This window comes from Pseudomonas sp. IT-P176 (assembly GCF_949767245.1).
Taxonomy (GTDB): Bacteria; Pseudomonadota; Gammaproteobacteria; order Pseudomonadales; family Pseudomonadaceae; genus Aquipseudomonas.
The window spans coordinates 158,623-176,949 of the sequence record NZ_CATKPN010000090.1; the positions used below are offsets into that span (position 1 = coordinate 158,623).

13 protein-coding genes are annotated in these 18,327 nt (G+C 61.2%); 8 read left to right on the forward strand and 5 right to left on the reverse strand.

Features of this window, described 5'->3' with window-relative positions:
- Positions 1-13: 13 nt before the first annotated feature.
- The 3 genes from ACM6IP_RS23490 to ACM6IP_RS23500 are packed head-to-tail and all read left to right on the forward strand — an operon-like array spanning position 14 to position 4,291.
- Entirely contained in the window at positions 14-1,141 is a 1,128-nt protein-coding gene (locus tag ACM6IP_RS23490) for a GNAT family N-acetyltransferase (protein ID WP_414862366.1), read from the forward strand.
- The gene (locus tag ACM6IP_RS23495) at positions 1,138-2,910 is read left to right on the forward strand and encodes an ATP-binding protein (RefSeq protein WP_401126274.1); all 1,773 of its coding nucleotides are present in this window, start codon (positions 1,138-1,140) and stop codon (positions 2,908-2,910) included. Before ACM6IP_RS23490 ends, ACM6IP_RS23495 begins: the two co-directional genes overlap by 4 nt.
- Positions 2,900-4,291, forward strand: a complete 1,392-nt coding sequence (locus ACM6IP_RS23500) for a sigma-54-dependent transcriptional regulator (protein WP_414862367.1) — start codon at positions 2,900-2,902, stop codon at positions 4,289-4,291. Before ACM6IP_RS23495 ends, ACM6IP_RS23500 begins: the two co-directional genes overlap by 11 nt.
- Before the next feature lie 30 nt (positions 4,292-4,321).
- Here the strand turns inward: ACM6IP_RS23500 and ACM6IP_RS23505 are convergent, their stop codons facing one another.
- Positions 4,322-5,356, reverse strand: coding sequence for an alpha/beta fold hydrolase (locus ACM6IP_RS23505; protein ID WP_414862368.1), 1,035 nt, complete (start codon positions 5,354-5,356; stop codon positions 4,322-4,324).
- Positions 5,357-5,654: 298 nt separating this feature from the next.
- The gene (metE, locus tag ACM6IP_RS23510; RefSeq protein WP_414862369.1) at positions 5,655-7,967 is read right to left on the reverse strand and encodes a 5-methyltetrahydropteroyltriglutamate--homocysteine S-methyltransferase; all 2,313 of its coding nucleotides are present in this window, start codon (positions 7,965-7,967) and stop codon (positions 5,655-5,657) included.
- 108 nt (positions 7,968-8,075) lie between these two features.
- Here metE and metR point away from each other — a divergent pair, with 108 nt between their 5' ends.
- A complete protein-coding gene (metR, locus tag ACM6IP_RS23515; RefSeq protein WP_095165972.1) occupies positions 8,076-8,993 on the forward strand; it encodes a transcriptional regulator MetR in 918 nt (305 codons plus the stop codon).
- Positions 8,994-9,068: 75 nt separating this feature from the next.
- Here metR and ACM6IP_RS23520 read toward each other — a convergent pair whose 3' ends face one another.
- Both ACM6IP_RS23520 and ACM6IP_RS23525 read right to left on the reverse strand, forming a co-directional pair.
- Positions 9,069-9,707 carry a LysE family translocator gene (locus ACM6IP_RS23520; RefSeq protein ID WP_095165974.1) on the reverse strand — a complete coding sequence of 213 codons (639 nt, stop codon included), beginning with the start codon at positions 9,705-9,707 and terminating at the stop codon, positions 9,069-9,071.
- A gap of 24 nt (positions 9,708-9,731) precedes the next feature.
- Entirely contained in the window at positions 9,732-10,166 is a 435-nt protein-coding gene (locus ACM6IP_RS23525) for an NUDIX hydrolase (RefSeq protein ID WP_414862370.1), read from the reverse strand.
- A gap of 141 nt (positions 10,167-10,307) precedes the next feature.
- On the opposite strand from ACM6IP_RS23525, the gene ACM6IP_RS23530 reads away from it, so the two are divergent.
- The 3 genes from ACM6IP_RS23530 to ACM6IP_RS23540 are packed head-to-tail and all read left to right on the forward strand — an operon-like array spanning position 10,308 to position 13,102.
- Positions 10,308-11,117 carry a response regulator transcription factor gene (locus tag ACM6IP_RS23530; RefSeq protein WP_414862371.1) on the forward strand — a complete coding sequence of 270 codons (810 nt, stop codon included), beginning with the start codon at positions 10,308-10,310 and terminating at the stop codon, positions 11,115-11,117.
- Between the two features lie 43 nt (positions 11,118-11,160).
- Positions 11,161-12,777: an FMN-binding glutamate synthase family protein gene (locus ACM6IP_RS23535; protein WP_159997755.1), complete on the forward strand. Its 1,617-nt coding sequence runs from the start codon at positions 11,161-11,163 to the stop codon at positions 12,775-12,777.
- 25 nt (positions 12,778-12,802) lie between these two features.
- Positions 12,803-13,102: a putative quinol monooxygenase gene (locus ACM6IP_RS23540; RefSeq protein WP_320332946.1), complete on the forward strand. Its 300-nt coding sequence runs from the start codon at positions 12,803-12,805 to the stop codon at positions 13,100-13,102.
- Positions 13,103-13,170: 68 nt separating this feature from the next.
- Here ACM6IP_RS23540 and ACM6IP_RS23545 read toward each other — a convergent pair whose 3' ends face one another.
- A complete protein-coding gene (locus ACM6IP_RS23545) occupies positions 13,171-14,592 on the reverse strand; it encodes an amino acid permease (protein ID WP_159997759.1) in 1,422 nt (473 codons plus the stop codon).
- Positions 14,593-15,083: 491 nt separating this feature from the next.
- Here ACM6IP_RS23545 and ACM6IP_RS23550 point away from each other — a divergent pair, with 491 nt between their 5' ends.
- A complete protein-coding gene (locus ACM6IP_RS23550; RefSeq protein ID WP_414862372.1) occupies positions 15,084-18,203 on the forward strand; it encodes a transglycosylase domain-containing protein in 3,120 nt (1,039 codons plus the stop codon).
- The last annotated feature ends 124 nt before the right edge of the window (positions 18,204-18,327 follow it).

An 18,327-nucleotide genomic window follows, 5' to 3' on the forward strand; every position in this document is an offset into this window, starting at 1 on the left:
ACAAGGAAACCCCGTGATCACTGCCCTTGCCTTTTCGACCATCGAGGCCATCGATCGCGATGCCTGGAACGATTGTTTCCCTGCCGAGCTGGAAGATTGGGATTACTACCGGGCTGTTGAACGGGCAGGTATTGCCGACTTTCAATGGCGCTATCTGGCGCTGTACGAGCAACAGGTATTGATCGCGGCAGCCGTGGCATTCACCACGGATTATTCACTGGACACCACGGTTCAAGGCCTAGGCAAGCGCATCAGCGAGCGGGTGCGCCTCTGGTGTCCGGGACTGCTCGACATCCCGCTCTACGCCCTGGGCTCACCGGTGACCGAGCGCTGCCATGCCGGCACGGCTGGGCATATCGCCGCCTCCCGGCGCCCCGCCTTGCTTGGACAGTTGTTGATCCTGGCCCGTAACGATGCGGACAAGGCAGGCATTGGTCTATTGGCAGTGAAGGACGCGTCTCACCGTGACCCGCAGTGGTTGCAGGCCTGCCACGACGCGGGCCTGCAAAGCATGCCCGGCTTGCCCGGGGCCGAACTGCCCATCACTTTCGCCAGCCTCGACGCTTACCTGGGCACCCTCGGCAAATCCACCCGCAAGGACCTGCGCCGCACCTTGCGCGCCCAGGGGCCAAGTATCGAGTGGCGAAGGGAAGTGGAGGATTTTCTGCCCGTCATGATGCAGCTCTACGAAGCCACACTGAACCGCAGTGACCTGACGTTCGAACGCTTGCCACCGACCTACTTCCGCCAGGTGCTGGAACAACTCGATGAACGAGCCGCCTGCGTACTCTATTGGCTCAACGAAGAACTGGTCGCGTTCAACCTGGTATTGCTGGACGACCAGCGACTGGTGGACAAGTTTTTCGCCCACGACCTTAGCCGCACCCGCGAACACAATCTGTACATGCGTAGTTGGCTGGCCAACGTCGACTACTGCATTGAACATGGTCTTACGATCTATGCATGCGGCCAGGCCGGATATGCCGGTAAGCTGCGCCTGGGTTGCTCGTTTACCGGTAACACGGTGTTTTTCCGCCACCGCAACCGCTGGCTCAACGGCTTGTTGCGCGGAGTGAAAATGTTCATCCGTCCAGACCGATCCGACCCTGCCATGGCTGCTGCGATAAGCGAAACCCGATGACCAAAGTCCCACGCCCCAACGCCCGAGCTTTCGCCCTTTCCAGCTGGAGCCTGCAACGCAAACTGGTGCTGGCTTTCTGGCTGGTCAGCGTGATTCCGACGATGGTCGCCGCCAAACTCGCGGCCATCACCCTGTCGCAGATTTTCGACAGCAACGTGCGGATCTGGCTGCAGGAATCGACCGCGATCGTCGAGGACGAAATCAGCGCAATTCTGCGGAACAACGCCAGGGCTGCACAGTTGTTCCTGCGCTATACGCGCCCCCCCACGGACCGGTTGTCGAGCCAACACGACAACCTGACCACTGACATCGCCGACTCAATGGGCATCGACGTAGTGGCAGTGGTACGCGACAGCGATCACAAAGTGGTGTTCAGCACCGTCGCCAACGACATCGTCCGCCAGATCAGCACCGCCCCCAAAGCGATACTGCAAACCCTGCAAGTTGCTGGCGTAACAACCGGTGCCGTAGTTTCGACCTTCGAGACCGAACAGGACGGTGTCGAGTACACACTGGTGACCGCCACTTACCTGGACAAGAGCTTTCTCACCAGCGTGGCCGACGTGCATTCCCTGGATCTGCGGCTGTACCTGGCCAAGGCAGATGACTTCTCGGAAATCTTCTCGACGCAGCACTTCGAGGATCACCCCATGAAGATGCCGGCAAAAATCGAACAGTCCATGCGCCTGAGCAAACAGCCCATCGAGCAATTTACCAGCCACTACAGCGGTATCTACCAGCCAATTCTCAACGAAAACGGCGAGCTGCAAGGCGTGGTCTTCAGCGGGTTGCTGCGCCGTAGCAGCCTAGTCGGACAGGTGAGCCAAAGTAACCTTTTTATCCTGATTTTCCTGCTCAGCTCGGCGGCCTCATTGGCGGTCGGCTGGTTGGTTTCGCAACGACTGACCACCCCACTGCGATGGTTGTCCAAGGGCGTACAAGCCGTGAGTACCGGGGATTATCGTCAGCGCTTGCCAGTCACCGGCGGTGACGAACTGGCGGAATTGAGCAGCACCTTCAACCACATGAGCGAGCGCCTCGGCCAGTTGCAGCATCTGGAAGCGCAACTGCGCCGCCGCGACCGTTTACATGCGTTGGGCGAGGTTGCGATGGGCCTGGCCCATGAAATCCGCAACCCGCTGGGTATCATCAAAACCGCGACGCAACTGCTGCATCGGCGCGCCGATCTCCCGGAGTCCGACAAGCGCCACCTGAAATACGTCATCAACGAAGTCAGTCGGATCAACGACCTGATCAGCGACTTTCTCGAATTCGCCAAGCCCAGCGCGCCAATGCGTTCGACACAAGCAGCGCGGTCGCTGGTAGATGAGTTGCTGGGCTTTTGCGCGCCGGAGTTGGCCAGTCACCACATCGACGTGCACATTGACGATCAAGCCCCCGGGGCCACCGTTCACGCCGACCCGCGGCAATTCAAGCAGGCCGGACTAAACCTGATCGTCAACGCCATCGATGCCATGCCCAATGGTGGACACCTGACCCTTGCGATCAGCAGCGATTCGCCCTACACGGTGATCAGCATCAGCGACACCGGCGCGGGCATCGAACCGGACATGCTCGAACGCATTTTCACACCGTTCGTCACCACCAAGGCCTCGGGCACTGGCCTGGGCCTGGCGAAGGTGTACTCGATCATGGAAAGTCATGAAGGACGTATCGAGTGCACCAGTGGAAAAAATGCCGGCGCGACATTCAGCCTCTACATTCCGGTCAAAGGTGAAAAGCTCGACGAGCGTTGCGATGACACATAACGTGCTGGTGGTCGACGACGAGCCGAAGCTCTGCGACCTGCTGGCGTCGGCGTTGAGTCAAAACGCGATCACGGTGTTCACTGCAGGCAATGGCTTGCATGCCCTGAAAGTCCTGGGGGAAGAAGACATTGACCTGGTTATCAGCGACTGGCGCATGCCCGGCATGGACGGTGCGCAGTTACTGGCGACAATAAAAAGCCGTTTCCCGCACTTGCCAGTGATCGTCATGACGGCCTACAGCACTGTGAAAAACGCCGTGCAGTCGATGCGCAACGGAGCGTTCGACTATATCGCCAAGCCGTTCGACATTGATGAACTGGACATCACCATCAGCAAGGCCCTGCAATTTCGCGACATCCTCAAAGACAACCAGCGCATGCGCGCCGAACTGGATGAACACCGGCAAATCGGCAGCCTGATCGGCGACAGCCCGAATTTCCGGCGGGTGTTGCAGGCGATCGATTCGGTGCGTGAAAGCAATGCGACAATTCTGCTGACCGGCGAAAGCGGCACCGGCAAGGAAATGGTCGCCCGGGCCATCCACAAACATGGCAATCGAGCCGACAAGCCCTTCGTCACGGTGAACTGTGCAGCCATCCCCGAAGGATTGCTGGAAAGTGAAATGTTCGGCCATCGCAAAGGCGCCTTTACCGGAGCCGTAGCTGATCGCGTCGGGCGCTTCATGCAAGCGGACAAGGGCACGCTGTTCCTCGATGAAATTGGCGACATGCCGTTGACCTTGCAAGCGAAGATCCTGCGGGCGCTGCAGGAGCGTGTGTTTGAGCCGGTGGGCGATACCCGCGAGCGCAAGACAGATGTGCGCGTGATTGCGGCAACCAACAAAAACCTGTTGGAGGCGGTGGCCAAAAAAGAGTTTCGCGAAGACCTCTACTACCGTCTCAACGTGTTCCCGATTCCCCTCCCGGCCCTGCGCGAACGGGTAGAAGATATCGCTCCACTGGCCCGGCACTTCGCCCAAGTCCTGGGCGCTACAGCCGGCAAACGCATTAGCGGTTTCAGTCCGGTGGCATTGCAGGCCATGGCCAATTACGCGTGGCCTGGCAACATTCGCGAACTGCAGAACTGCGTGGAGCGCGCGACCATCGTCGCGTCAGGAGCGGTCATTGACGACAATGATCTGCCGGCGTACCTGTTTGCTTCATCAGCGGCCCCCTGCAGTGCCATTCCCAGTGATGCAATGGGTGTACCGTCGGACCTGGAAGCCACACTGGCGGAAGTCGAAAAAACCTGCATTCTCGCAGCCCTTGCTCAGAGCAACGGTGTCCAGGCCGCAGCGGCACAGTTGATCGGTATCTCCGAGCGCAGCTTTTGGTACCGACTGAAGAAACTGGGGATTCATGTGCACAAGATCGTGCGTTGAAGCGTGCCCCGCCTCGCGGGGAGAACGGTATTAAAGAAGGTTGTGTTCTGCCACAGGCTCAATCTGCGCCCAGTGCGAGATGTCTTCCCGGTGTTGCTGCAGATAAGGCAACACTGCAGCGAGCAACGGCGCCTTGAAAGCCTCCTGGAAACGATGCGCCAGCCCCGGGATCAGCTTCAGTCGGCTGCCCTGGATATGGGCCGCCAGGTGAATGCCATGCATGACCGGCAGCAACGGGTCGGCCGTGCCATGCACTACCAGGGTAGGAACCCGCAACTGATTGAGCAGCGCGACCCGGCTCTGCTCGGCGAGGATGGCCATAATCTGGCGCTTCACGCCTTCGGGGTTGAATGCCCGGTCATAGGATTGCGCCGCCTGTTGCAACAACGCTTGGCGATCATCGGTGATGTTCGGACTGCCGAGCGCGGCCAGCAGATCAGCCTGCTGCTCCAGGGCGACTTCACGGTTCGGAGCACTGCGCCGCGAGAGCAATTGCACCAGCGCCGCGTTCGGTGCCGGCAACCCTTCGGCCCCGGAACTGCTCATGATCAGCGTCAGGCTTTCCACCCGCTGCGGCGCCATCGCCGCCATATGCTGGGCAATCATCCCGCCCATGCTCGCGCCCAGGACATGGAATTGCTCCACCTGCAGGGCATCCATCAGGCCAAGGCCGTCCTGCGCCATGTCGGTGAGGGTGTACGGTGCCGATACCGGCAAGCCCAGCTTGTAGCGCAACGCTTCGAAAGCCAGGTTGGCGTCGGCGGGTGGCTGGCGCCAGGTCGACAGGCCGACATCCCGATTGTCGTAGCGAATCACCCGGAAACCCTGCTCACAGAGTGCCTGCACCACCTCGTCCGGCCAGTGGATCAGTTGCCCGCCCAGGCCCATCACCAGCAGCAACGCTGGGTCGGACGCGCGACCGATGCTCTGGTACGCCAGGCTCACCTGGGCCAGATCGACCCGTTCGGTCGGCACATTGACGTCACAGCGAGACACCGCAAAAGACGCAAGGCTAAACAGCAACGTGGCCAGAAAGGCCGCCGTCGATAAAAATCTTGTACGCATGAAAAATACCGAAACGCAGAACCCCAGTAGAGCGCGAGTCTGATGAAGTTTGTTCAAGCGCGCTGCCACAGTTGCGTGACAGTTTGATGAAGGGCGCCGGACGGTCATTTCGACGCGATGACTATGTACCGTCTACCCCTGACCGCTAATGGCCTGACCTCTCACCCATTGGAGTCCTCCACTTCATGCTCGAAGTGTCTCGAATTAAGGGCGCAGAGCCCATCGTCGCCACTGCATGGCGAACCTGCGAACAACACGCCACCCAGTTGAGCGCCAACATGTGCTCTGCTATCCGGTGTCAGGCCAGTTGACTGCGCAGCTGCCGCGCCGCCGCCACCATGTTGACCAACGCGGCTTCAGTCTCCGGCCAGGCCCGGGTCTTGAGGCCGCAGTCCGGGTTGACCCACAGGCGCTCAGCCGGGATGCGCTGCACCGCCTTGCTCAGCAACTTGACCATCTCCTGGGTGTCGGGCACTCGCGGCGAGTGGATGTCGTACACGCCCGGGCCGATATCGTTCGGGTAGTCGAAGGCCTTGAAGGCTTCCAGCAACTGCATGTCCGAACGCGAAGTTTCGATGGTGATCACGTCAGCGTCCATCGCCGCAATCGACTTGATCACATCATTGAACTCGCTGTAGCACATGTGGGTGTGGATCTGGGTTTCATCGCGCACTCCAGACGCACTCAAGCGAAACGCCTGCACTGCCCAATCCAGGTACTCCTGCCACTGCGCCTGGCGCAAGGGCAGGCCTTCGCGGAACGCCGCTTCATCGATCTGGATAATCTTGATCCCGGCCCGTTCGAGGTCCAGCACTTCATCGCGCAGGGCCAGCGCCAACTGCTGTGCCTGGACTTTGCGTGACACATCTTCCCGGGGGAAGGACCACATCAGCATGGTCACGGGACCGGTGAGCATGCCTTTCATGACCTTGTCGGTCAGGCTCTGGGCGTAGGTGATCCAGTCCACGGTCATGGCTTTCGGACGACTGAGGTCGCCGTAGATGATCGCCGGTTTCACACAGCGCGAACCGTAGCTCTGCACCCAGCCAAAACGGCTGAACAGATAGCCGTCCAACTGCTCGGCGAAATACTCGACCATGTCGTTGCGCTCAGCCTCACCGTGCACCAGCACATCGAGCCCCAGGCGTTCCTGGATCTGCACGGCATGGCGAATTTCACTGTGCATGGCATCGGTGTAGTCGTTGGCCGACAACTTGCCCTGCTTGAACGCCTGGCGGGCCAGGCGGATCGCCCCGGTCTGGGGGAACGAGCCGATGGTGGTGGTCGGGAAGACCGGCAGCTGCAAGCGTGCGCGTTGCTGCTCGATGCGCTGGGCAAACCCCGACTGGCGCTGGCTGTCACTGTCGCGGATGGCGTCGACACGCGCCTGCACCTGGGCCTTGTGAATCCGTGGCGACTGGACGCGACTGGCCTGGATCGCGCGACTTTGCGCCAGTGCGGCTTGCACCTTGGGCGACTGCGGATCGTTCAGGGCGTCACGCAGCACGGCAATCTCGCCACACTTCTGCACGGCAAAAGCCAGCCAGCTTTTCAGTTCAGGATCGAGCTGGTCCTCGCGTTCCAGGTCCACCGGGCTGTGCAGCAACGAACATGAACTGCTGACCCACAGGTTGTCGCCAAAGCGCTCCTGGGCTACTTGCAGTTGCGCCAGGACCGGCTCCAGTTCACAACGCCAGACGTTGCGACCGTTGACCAGGCCCACCGAGAGAATCTTGTAGGTCGGCAGCCGATCGAGCACGTGCAGCAGTTGGTCGGGCGCACGCACCGCATCGATGTGCAGGCCCTGGACCGGCAGGCCGACCGCCAGCCCGAGGTTGTCTTGCAGGCCGCTGAAGTAGGTCGCCACCAGCTTTTTCAGCGGCGAGTACTGGAGGATGTGATAGGCGCGTTCGAAAGCGCTTTTCCATGCCTGTGGCAGGTCGAGGGTCAGGATCGGCTCATCGATCTGCACCCACTCCACGCCCTGGGCAGCCAGGCGGCCGAGAATTTCGTTGTACACCGGCAGCAGGCGTTCCAGCAGGTCGAGCTTGTCGAAGTCGTTGCCTTTGGCCTTGCCCAGCCACAGGTAGGTCAGCGGGCCGATGATCACCGGCTTGACGTTGTGACCGAGGGCGCGAGCTTCGTCGACTTCATCGAACAGTTGTTCCCAGCTCAGCTTGAACTGCTGGTCGACGCTGAACTCCGGGACCAGATAGTGGTAGTTGGTGTCGAACCACTTGGTCAATTCCTGGGCATATTGCGCCTGGGCATGCTCACCACCGCAGCAGGTCGCGGTGGCACCACGGGCCATGGCGAACAGGCTGTCGAGGGTCGGTTGGCCCTGGTTATCACGGGTGCTGTCGAAGCGTTGGGGGATCACCCCGAAGGTCAGCGAATGGCTCAGGACCTGGTCGTACCAGGCAAAGTCGCCCACCGGCAGCAGGTCGATCCCGGCCTCTTTCTGCAACTGCCAGTGTCTGGCGCGCAGATCGCGGCCGACCGTTTGCAGGGCCGCTTGATCAAGGTCGCCCTTCCAATAGGCTTCGAGGGCTTTTTTCAATTCGCGATCAGCGCCGATGCGGGGAAAACCGAGGGTGTGGGCCAAGGCCATGGCGTTTAACTCCTGAATAAATAATGGGCCTATTGTCGACAGCCAGGCCATCATGAGACAAACTCAACCTTTTCGTGTTCATCACAAAATTTATTCATGGAGGCCACGGTGCTCGAAATCCGTCACCTGAAGACCCTGCACGCCCTGCGTGAAGCCGACAGCCTGGTCGACGCCGCCGAACGCCTGCACCTGACCCAGTCGGCCCTGTCCCACCAGTTCAAGGAACTGGAAGAGCGTATGGGCATGCCGTTGTTCGTGCGCAAGACCAAGCCGGTGCGTTTCACCAGTGCCGGCCTGCGCCTGCTGCAACTGGCCGACGCCACCCTGCCGCTGTTGCGCGGAGCCGAGCGCGACATCGCCCGGCTGGCCGGCGGCACGGCCGGACGCCTGCACATGGCGATCGAATGCCACAGCTGCTTTCAATGGTTGATGCCGACCATCGACCAGTTCCGCGACGCCTGGCCGGAAGTCGAACTGGACCTGGCCTCGGGTTTTTCCTTCGCTCCGCTGCCGGCCCTGGCCCGTGGCGACCTCGACCTGGTGGTGACCTCCGACCCGCTGGAGCTGGCCGGGATCACCTACGTGCCGCTGTTTACCTATGAAGCGATGCTTGCCGTAGCCAATCAGCATCGCCTGGCCAGCAAGCCCTACATCGTGCCCGAGGACCTGCTCAGCGAAACCCTGATCACCTACCCGGTGGAACGGGATCGGCTGGACATCTTCACCCGCTTCCTCGAGCCGGCCGACATCGAGCCAGCCCAGGTGCGGACCTCGGAGCTGACGGTGATGATGATGCAATTGGTCGCCAGCGGTCGCGGCGTCTGCGGCATGCCCCACTGGGCCCTGCATGAGTACAGCTCACGGGGTTATGTGAAGGCCAAGCGGCTGGGGGAGAAAGGTCTGTTCGCCACGCTGTACGCCGGCATCCGCGCCGACATGCTGGATGCGCCGTACATGCGTGACTTCCTGCTGACCGCCAAGGACACCTCGTTCTCCACCCTGGACGGGGTCAGCGTCGTTAGGTGAGGGCAGCTGCAAGCTTCGAGCTTCGAGCTTCAAGCTTCAAGCTCGTAGCTCGCAGCTCGCAGCTTATAGCTGCCCCTAAACCATCCGCTTGGGTTCAGACAGCAGGCGTACGGCCAGGGCCGCCAGGACGAAGCCCATGAAATAGCGCTGCACCGCCAGCCAGCTCGGGTTGTTGACGAACCAGCTGGCGATGCCTGCGGCGAACAGGGCGATCAGCAGATTGACGGTAAAGCTGACGGTGATCTGGGTCAGGCCCAGGGCGATACTCTGGAAGAAGATCGAGCCGTGCTCAGGGTTGATGAACTGCGGAAACACCGACAGATAGAACACCGCGATCTTCGGGTTCAGCGCGCTGGTGAGAAAGCCCATCATCATCAGTTTGCGCGAAGAGTCCGGCGCCAGTTGCTGCGCCTCGAACGGCGAGCGAGCGCCGGGCTTGACCGCCTGCCAGGCCATCCACAACAAGTACAAGGCCCCTGCCCACTTCAGCGCCTCATAGGCCATCGGCACCGCCAGGAACACCGCCGTCAAGCCAGCCGCCGCCGCGAACAGGTGCACAAAAAAACCCGCCACCACGCCCACCAGCGAAATTACTCCGGCCTTGCGCCCCTGGCAGATCGAGCGAGAGATCAGGTAGATCATGTTCGGCCCCGGGGTCAGCACCAGGAGCAGGGACGCCGCGGCAAAAATCAGCAGGTCGTGGGCAGTAATCATCAGGCAGTCCTTGTCAGTGATCGGTCAGGCCGGAGCCTTCAGTGAACGACGATAAAACGGCAGGATCAGGTCCCGTGTCAATGGCGCCAGCAGCACATCCGGTTCAACGAGCGGATCGACCCACACCACCTCCTCGATCTCGGCGGCCGGGCACACGGTTTGGTAGATCTGCAGCAGGAAGATTTCGGCCTCGACCACAAACCCTGGCTCATTCGCCGCCGGTGCGCAGAACGGGCCCAGGTAACGGGCCTGGGCAGTATCGATGCGCAACCCCAACTCTTCTTCCAGCTCGCGGGCCAGGGCCTGCACCGGTTGTTCGTGGGCTTCGATCTTGCCGCCCGGCTGCATGAACGCAGTGGTGCCACGCTTGCGGACCAGCAGGGTGCGGCCGTCGGGACCGATCAACAGCGCGGCCGCAATGCGGATAATACGGGGCTCAACACAAACGGAATCGGTCATGGACAATCAGCGGCCTTGGTTCAAAGAAACCAAGGATCCCACGGCCGCCGGGGCTGCGTCACCCTCCATGGATTGCCCCTGCCGCCTGTCTGGGCCAGTATGTTCGGCAACTTCAGGCCGTGAGCCGACCGGGAACGCTGAATGAATCACTCGCTGCAGGATATCGCCTGGCACCGCTCCATCGGGCAGTTGATCGATGCCCTCGACAAACCCAACTTCTGGACCCAACTGGTGCGCCTGCTGGACCAGTACCTGAGCTTCGACAGTTGGGTGGTGGTGCTCTTCGACGGGGACCAGCGGCCCCTGGTGTTCGGCGAATGCCCGAGTGCAGACGGTAGCCCCGACCCATTGTTCCAGGATTACCTGATGGGTCTGTTCCTGCTGGACCCGTTCTACATCGCCAGCCGCGAGCAGGCGCGCACTGGGCTCTATCGCCTGTCCGAGGTAGCGCCCGAGCACTTCGAGCTGACCGAGTACTACCAGCGCTACTTTCGCCTGAACGTGGTGGCCGATGAAATCCAGTTCAATTGCCAGCTCGAGGGCGAGCGCACCCTGTGCCTGTCGCTGGGCAGCCAGCAACGGTTCAGCAGCGAACAGATCGCCCTGCTGTCGCTGATCCAGCCGTGGGTCCTGAGCCTGCTGCGCCAACGCCTGCCCTATGAAAACGAGGTACCAGCCACACCTGAGCCGCCGGTCCAGCACACTGACTGGCGCAGCCGCCTGGAAGCTTCATTGCAACAGATCAAGGGCGCGCAACTGACTGCCCGCGAACTGGATGTCGGGCGCTGGATGCTCAGCGGTTGCTCCAGCAAGGAAATCGCCCGTAAGCTGGAAATCTCTGCCGAAACCGTGAAAGTCCATAAGAAACACATCTACAGCAAGCTGGGGATCAAATCCCAGTCCGAGCTGTTTTCGATATTTTTGCAGGCACAAGGAAATCCCGACCTGTAGAAAATCGTGCCGAATTTGATGAGTCCGAACCCAAGGAACCCGTATGAGCCTGTCACTCCTGAGCCGCTACGCCTTCTTTGCCGCCTGTGTGATCTTTACCCTCGCCAGCCTACCGTTTCTGCACCATGAGTGGGTCTGGCCACTGACCATCATCACCGGCCTGCTGAGCCTGCTGGGCATCTTCGACCTGCTGCAAAGCCCCCATGCGGTGCGCCGCAACTACCCGATCCTGGGCAATATCCGCTACCTGGTGGAAGGCATCCGCCCGGAAATCCGCCAGTACCTGCTGGAATCCGACAGCGACGCCCTGCCCTTTTCCCGGGCCCAACGCTCACTGGTCTATTCGCGCGCCAAGAATGAAAGTGCCGACAAACCCTTCGGCACCCTGATCGATGTCTACCAGTCAGGGTTCGAATTCATCGGCCACTCGATGCGCCCGGCCCCGGTGACCGATCCCAGCAGCTTCCGGGTGATCGTCGGCGGCCCGCAGTGCAGCCAGCCGTACTCGGCCTCGGTGTTCAACATCTCGGCCATGAGCTTTGGCTCCCTCAGCGCCAACGCCATCCGGGCGTTGAACCAGGGCGCGAAACTCGGCAACTTCGCCCACGACACCGGCGAGGGCAGCATCAGCCCCTATCACCGTGAACACGGCGGCGACCTGACCTGGGAACTGGGCAGCGGTTACTTCGGCTGCCGCACGACCGATGGCCGCTTCGACCCGGAACGCTTCGCCACCCAGGCCCAGAACCCACAAGTGCGGATGATCGAAATCAAGATGAGCCAGGGCGCCAAGCCGGGCCACGGCGGGATCCTGCCCAAGCACAAGGTGACCCGGGAAATCGCCGACACCCGCGGCGTACCCATGGGCGAAGACTGCGTCTCGCCGTCGCGCCACAGTGCGTTTTCCACGCCGATTGAAATGATGCACTTCATCCAGCAATTGCGTGAGCTGTCCGGCGGCAAACCGGTGGGCTTCAAGTTCTGCCTGGGTCACCCCTGGGAATTCATGGGCATCGCCAAGGCCATGCTGGAAACCGGAATCCTCCCGGACTTCATCGTGGTCGATGGCAAGGAAGGCGGCACCGGTGCCGCGCCCGTGGAGTTCACCGACCACATTGGCGTGCCAATGCGCGAGGGTCTGTTGTTCGTACACAACACCCTGGTGGGCCTGAACCTGCGGGACAAGATCAAGCTGGGCGCCAGCGGCAAGATCGTCAGCGCGTTCGATATCGCCAGCGTACTGGCCATCGGTGCCGACTGGGCCAACTCGGCCCGCGGCTTCATGTTCGCCATCGGCTGTATCCAGTCGCAGTCGTGCCACACCAACAAATGCCCGACCGGCGTCGCCACCCAGGACACCTTGCGCCAGCGCGCCCTGGTGGTCCCGGACAAGGCCCAGCGGGTGTTCAACTTCCACCGCAGCACCCTCAAGGCCCTGGCGGAAATGCTCGCCGCCGCCGGCCTCGAACACCCCTCGCAGTTGTCAGCCAAACACCTGGTGCGGCGCATGTCAGCCACCGAGATCAAACTGTTCTCCCAACTGCACGTGTTCCTCAAGCCCGGTGAACTGCTGACCGGTGAAGTCAGCGGCGAGTTCTATTCGCGGATGTGGCAAATGGCTCGGGCCGACAGCTTCGAAGCCAATGACGTGGCGGCCTGATACCGCGCACCCCAAGGAAGAACCCATGCTCAAAGTGATTGCCCAGGACTTCATCAAGCCCGAACACATCGACACCGTGCGCCCGTGGTACGCCGAACTGGTGGAGAAAACCCGCCTGGAACCCGACTGCATCGCCTACGACCTGTTCGTCGACCAGCACGATCCGGGACATTTTGTCTTCGTCGAACAATGGCCGAACCAGGCTGCGCTGGACGCCCATTGCCAATCCGAGCACTTCCGCCGGTTGGTGCCGCAGATCAACCAGTACCAGGCCCGGGAGTGCGAGGTATTGCTGATGGACGCGTTCTTGCCGAAGTCGGGATAAACAAACAGCGCACAAATAAAAAGCCCCGGTCAATCAACCGGGGCTTTTTGGTACAGCGCATCAGGCCATCAAGACGCCTGGCTGACCGCACCTTGTGTGGCATTGGTCGGTTGCAGCTTGAACGCATAGAACAGCACGGTCAGCAGCACCAGGAACGCCGGGCCGACATACAGGGCGATGCGGGTTTCCGGGAAGTAGGCCATCAGGCCGACCACCAGCACCAGGAACGCCAGCGCCAGGTAGGAGCTGATCGGGTACAGCCACATGCGGTACTTCAGGGCCGCACGCTCGGAAACGCTCAGGCCGCGACGGAACTTGAGTTGCGCCAGCAGGATCATCACCCAGGTCCAGATGGCGCCGAAGGTGGCGATCGCGGTCACCCAGACGAAGACTTTTTCCGGAACCATGTAGTTCAGCAACACGCCCAGCAACAGCACGAAGATCGACAGCAGCAAGGCCCGACGCGGTACGCCGTTGCTCGAGGTGGTGGCGAAACCGGCAGGTGCCTGGCCGTTCTGCGCCAGGCTGTAGAGCATGCGCCCGGTGCTGAAGATGCCGCCGTTGCAGGACGACAGCGCTGCGGTGATCACCACGAAGTTGATGATGCCAGCGGCGGTCTTGATGCCCAGACGCTCGAAGGTCATCACGAACGGGCTACCCTGGGTACCGATTTCGTTCCATGGGTAGATCGACAGGATCACGAACAAGGCACCCACGTAGAACAGCAGAATGCGCCAGAACACCGAGCCAATGGCATTGGGGATGGTCTTCTGCGGGTTCTTCGCTTCACCGGCGGTCAGGCCGATCATCTCTACGCCCAGGTAGGCGAACATCACCATCTGCAGGGACATCAGCACGCCTTGCACGCCGTTGGGCATGAAACCGCCATGGGTCCACAGGTTGGAAATACCCAGGGCCACGCCATCGTTGCCGAAGCCGAAGGCAATCACACCGATGCCGCCGACTACCATCGCGATGATGGTGACGATCTTGATCAGGGCGAACCAGAACTCGAACTCACCGAATGCCTTGACCGCGATCAGGTTGATCGAGCCCATGCTGATCAGTGCGGCCAGCGCCCAGATCCAGCGTGGCACGTCCGGGAACCAGACGCCCATGTACACCGCCACCGCGGTAATTTCCGCAACGCAGGTCACCAGCCACAAGAACCAGTAGTTCCAGCCGGTGAGAAAACCTGCCAACGGGCCCAGGTAGTCTTGCGCGTAGCGGCTGAACGAGCCCGCCACCGGGTTGTGCACGGCCATCTCACCGAGGGCGCGCATGATCACCAGGATCGCCAGACCGCCGATGATGTAGGACAGCATGATTGCCGGGCCGGCCATTTCGATGGCCTTGGCTGAACCCAGGAACAGACCGACACCGATACAGGCGCCGAGCGCCATCAAGCGAATATGCCGTTCGCCGAGTTCGCGTTTGAGCGGGCCGCCTTGAGCGGTCTCGCCGTGGTGCTGGTGATTGCCGACTGGCATAGGGGTACAACCTCGTCTTGTTATTGGATATGACCACCGAGTGTCGAAGCACCGACCGATAGGCCGACACTTCCTGAAACCGGATCCACTTCGTGGGTGAATCCGTCCTGTAGGACAAAACCTGCAGGATCAGCGGGACGCGCAGTATAAAAAGCTTATCGCAGTTACTTTCACTCTATAAACGACAAAATTCAGAAGGAACTCTCGACAAAAGCCCCATCTGCAGAGGTGTATCACCTGCATTTCGCACATTTACTGAGCTGCGAAGCGGCGCGGAGTATTGCACAGCAATGGTGCAACGTCATGCCCCTACCTAGGCCGTATTTACCGGTTTGAAGGCTCTAGAGTGCCTCCTCCAGAGGTTTACCGACGACTGGTAGGCGCAACGCACCACGCGCTGCGATTGTGCTCATACAAATTTTTCACCCCGCGCCACCAGCGTCTAAGCTTCAGACAAGTCCGATCAATCTGCGTGAATGGATCAGTCGACTATGGGCGCTTTATGGCAAACCGATTCGAGTAAACCTGTGGTGCCAACTGACAGCGTGGAAGAAGCGCCTTTACCGAAAAAAAGCCGTCGCCGCTATGCTTGGCGCTCGTTCTGGCTATTGCTGGTGATCATCCTGATCGTGCTTGGCTTTGCCATTGAAAAAGAGGTGCGGACCTCGCGCTTCCAGGCACGGGAGTTCAGCCGGTTCGCGACGTCCTTGAGCTACTCGATGCACCCAGGGCCCAGCGATTCGATTTTCTACCCGGGCGCCGGGCCTTTCGATAAACGCCTGGGCTACAGCGCGCTGGGGGACTTTCTGCCACGCCTGCTCAAGCGCGATTATGTGATCGCCGCGCAAACCCGCTTTTCACCCAAGCTGCTCGAGTACAGCAAGAATGGCTTTTTTGTGCCCTACGCCGAGAAAATCCAGGCCGGCCTGTCGATCACCGATTGCACCACCGCCGCGCTCTATCAATTCAAATACCCACAGCAGCTGTATTCGAGCTTCGCCTCGATTCCGCCACTGGTCACCCATAGCCTGCTGTTCATCGAAAACCGTGACCTGCTGGACCCCAAGCAACCCAAGGCCAACCCTGCCGTCGATTGGCCGCGTTTCGCCAAGGCCGCCTGGTCACAAGTGGCCAAGATGCTCCACCTGCCCGGCCAGACTGCCGGCGGCAGCACCCTCGCCACCCAACTGGAGAAGTACCGCCACTCGCCGGACGGCCTGACCGTTTCAGGTGGCGAGAAGATTCGCCAGATGATTTCCGCCAGCGTGCGTGCCTATCAGGACGGCCCGCAGACCCTCGAGGCCCGGCAGAATATCGTGCGTGACTACCTCAACAGCGTGCCGCTGTCGGCAGTCCCCGGCCATGGCGAAGTGCATGGCATGGCCGAGGGGTTGCGCGTGTGGTACGGCGCCGACTTCAACCAGGTCAACCAGGCCCTGGCCAGCGACGCCAGCGATCCGCAAAGCCTGGCGCAACGCGGCCTGGCCTTGCGCCAAGTGTTGTCATTGATGATTGCCCAGCGCCGGCCGTCGTATTACCTGACCAAGGGCCAGGCAGACCTGGCGAACCTCACCGACAGCCATATCCGCCTGCTGGCGCAGAACGCCGTGCTCGACCCGGCATTGACCAGCGCGGCACTCGCCAGCAAGGTCACCTACCGTGACTGGGTGCAACAACCGACCATCCAGCCGATTGAAACCAACAAAGGCATCAGCGTCGCGCGCAGTCGCCTGGCCTCCATGCTCAACCGCCCGCTGTATGACCTGGACCGTCTCGACCTGTCCGCCACCAGCACCTTGCAGGGCGACCTGCAGACCCAAGCCAGCGACTACCTCAAGCGCCTCGCCGACCCGGTGTTTGCCGCCGAAATCGGCCTGCTTGGCGAGCGCCTGCTGACAGCCACCAGCACCGCGCAAGTGCGCTACAGCTTCACCTTGCTCGAGCTGACCCCCGACGGCTCGCGCGTGCGGGTGCAAACCGACAGCACCGACCAACCGTTCGACATCAACGAAGGCAGCAAACTGGAGCTGGGCTCCACCGCCAAGTTGCGGGTGCTGACCACCTACCTGCAAATCATCGCGCAGCTGCACGACCGTTACGTCGCCCAGACCCCGGCCGAACTGAAAAAAGTCGAAGTCGCCGACCAGGACCGACTGACCCGCTGGGCCGTCGACTACCTGATCCAGAACACCGACCGCAGCCTGGCGAAAATGCTCGGCGCCGCCCTGGACCGCAAATACTCGGCGAGCCCCGGCGAAGCCTTTTTCACCGGCGGCGGCCTGCACACCTTCCACAACTTTCGCAAAGAGGACAACGGCCGCCTGCCGACCTTGCGCGATTCCCTGCGCGAGTCGATCAACCTGCCGTTCATCCGCCTGATGCGCGACCTGGTGCGCTACACCACCTATTCCGGGCCGGACAACAGCGGCCAGTTGCTCAAGGATGACGTCAACCCGCGACGCCAGGAATACCTGGCCCAGTTCGCCGACCGCGAAGGCACTTCGTTCCTGCTGAAGTTCTGGAAGAAGTACCAGAAAAAGGACACCCAGGCGCGTCTCGACACCTTCCTGGACAGCATGCATCCCACCGCTATTCGCCTGGCCGCGGTGCACCGCTACCTGCTGCCCGAAGCTTCCCAGGAGAGCTTCAACAGCTTTGTGCGCTCGCATCTGAAAACCCTCAAGACCAAGGAAAAGCTCACCGACGAGCGCCTGGAGCGCCTCTACGCCAGCTACGGCCCCGGTGCCTATGACCTTCCCGACCAGGGCTTCATTGCCAAGGTCCACCCGCTGGACCTGTGGCTGATCGGCTACCTGCTCAATAACCCGGACGCCAAGTTCAGCCAGATCGTCAAGGCCAGCCAGTTCGAGCGTCAGGAGGTCTACAGCTGGCTGTTCAAGAGCAAGCACAAGAGCGCCCGCGACAGCCGCATTCGCACCATGCTGGAGATCGAAGCCTTCCTCGACATTCACCAACGCTGGCAAAAAGTCGGTTACCCCTTCGACCACCTGGTGCCGTCGCTGGCTACCGCCATCGGCAGTTCCGGCGACCGCCCTGCCGCCCTGGCAGAACTGGTCGGCACCATCCTCAACGACGGTGTGCGCATGCCGACCCTGCGCATCGACAGCCTGCATTTCGCCGCCGACACTCCCTACGAGACTCGCCTGACCAACGACCCCGACGCCGGCAAGCGGGTCATGCCGGTGGAAGTGGCTACGGCCCTGCGTGAAGCACTGTCACAGGTGGTCGACGCCGGTACCGCAAAACGTGTGGCTGGCAGCTTCAAACTGGCCGATGGCACGCCACTGGCGATGGGCGGCAAGACCGGCACCGGCGACAACCGCATCGAAGCCGTCGGTTCGGGCGGGCGCATTCTCAGTTCCAAGGCGATCAACCGCACCGCGACCTTCGTGTTCTACATTGGCGATCATCACTTCGGCACCCTGACTGCCTTCGTGCCGGGAGCCTCCGCCCAAGGCTTCAAGTTCACCTCGGCCTTGCCGGTGCAAGTGCTCAAGGGCATGGCACCGATCCTCACGCCCTACCTGCAACCGGGCACCCACACGATGTGCCAGCCAACCGCGACAACCGAGGCAACCGTCCGCCGCTAGGCAAGGATCGACAGACGCACCCGCGTGGCGGCAACCCTATACTTTTCACTCCTGTTTTTTTCCGGGTTCGGGACGAAATCGACGTCATTGAGAACCTGGTTTGGCGCTTTTTTTATGTAAGGTC

What these genes read in the sequence shown, in the direction of transcription:
- ACM6IP_RS23550 (WP_414862372.1), top strand. Translation starts at nt 15,084, where the DNA reads ATGGGCGCTTTATGGCAAACCGATTCGAGTAAACCTGTGGTGCCAACT.
- ACM6IP_RS23525 (WP_414862370.1), bottom strand. Translation starts at nt 10,166, where the DNA reads ATGACCGATTCCGTTTGTGTTGAGCCCCGTATTATCCGCATTGCGGCC.
- ACM6IP_RS23535 (WP_159997755.1), top strand. Translation starts at nt 11,161, where the DNA reads ATGAGCCTGTCACTCCTGAGCCGCTACGCCTTCTTTGCCGCCTGTGTG.
- ACM6IP_RS23495 (WP_401126274.1), top strand. Translation starts at nt 1,138, where the DNA reads ATGACCAAAGTCCCACGCCCCAACGCCCGAGCTTTCGCCCTTTCCAGC.
- metE (WP_414862369.1), bottom strand. Translation starts at nt 7,967, where the DNA reads ATGGCCTTGGCCCACACCCTCGGTTTTCCCCGCATCGGCGCTGATCGC.
- ACM6IP_RS23500 (WP_414862367.1), top strand. Translation starts at nt 2,900, where the DNA reads ATGACACATAACGTGCTGGTGGTCGACGACGAGCCGAAGCTCTGCGAC.
- ACM6IP_RS23530 (WP_414862371.1), top strand. Translation starts at nt 10,308, where the DNA reads ATGAATCACTCGCTGCAGGATATCGCCTGGCACCGCTCCATCGGGCAG.
- ACM6IP_RS23520 (WP_095165974.1), bottom strand. Translation starts at nt 9,707, where the DNA reads ATGATTACTGCCCACGACCTGCTGATTTTTGCCGCGGCGTCCCTGCTC.
- ACM6IP_RS23545 (WP_159997759.1), bottom strand. Translation starts at nt 14,592, where the DNA reads ATGCCAGTCGGCAATCACCAGCACCACGGCGAGACCGCTCAAGGCGGC.
- ACM6IP_RS23540 (WP_320332946.1), top strand. Translation starts at nt 12,803, where the DNA reads ATGCTCAAAGTGATTGCCCAGGACTTCATCAAGCCCGAACACATCGAC.
- ACM6IP_RS23505 (WP_414862368.1), bottom strand. Translation starts at nt 5,356, where the DNA reads ATGCGTACAAGATTTTTATCGACGGCGGCCTTTCTGGCCACGTTGCTG.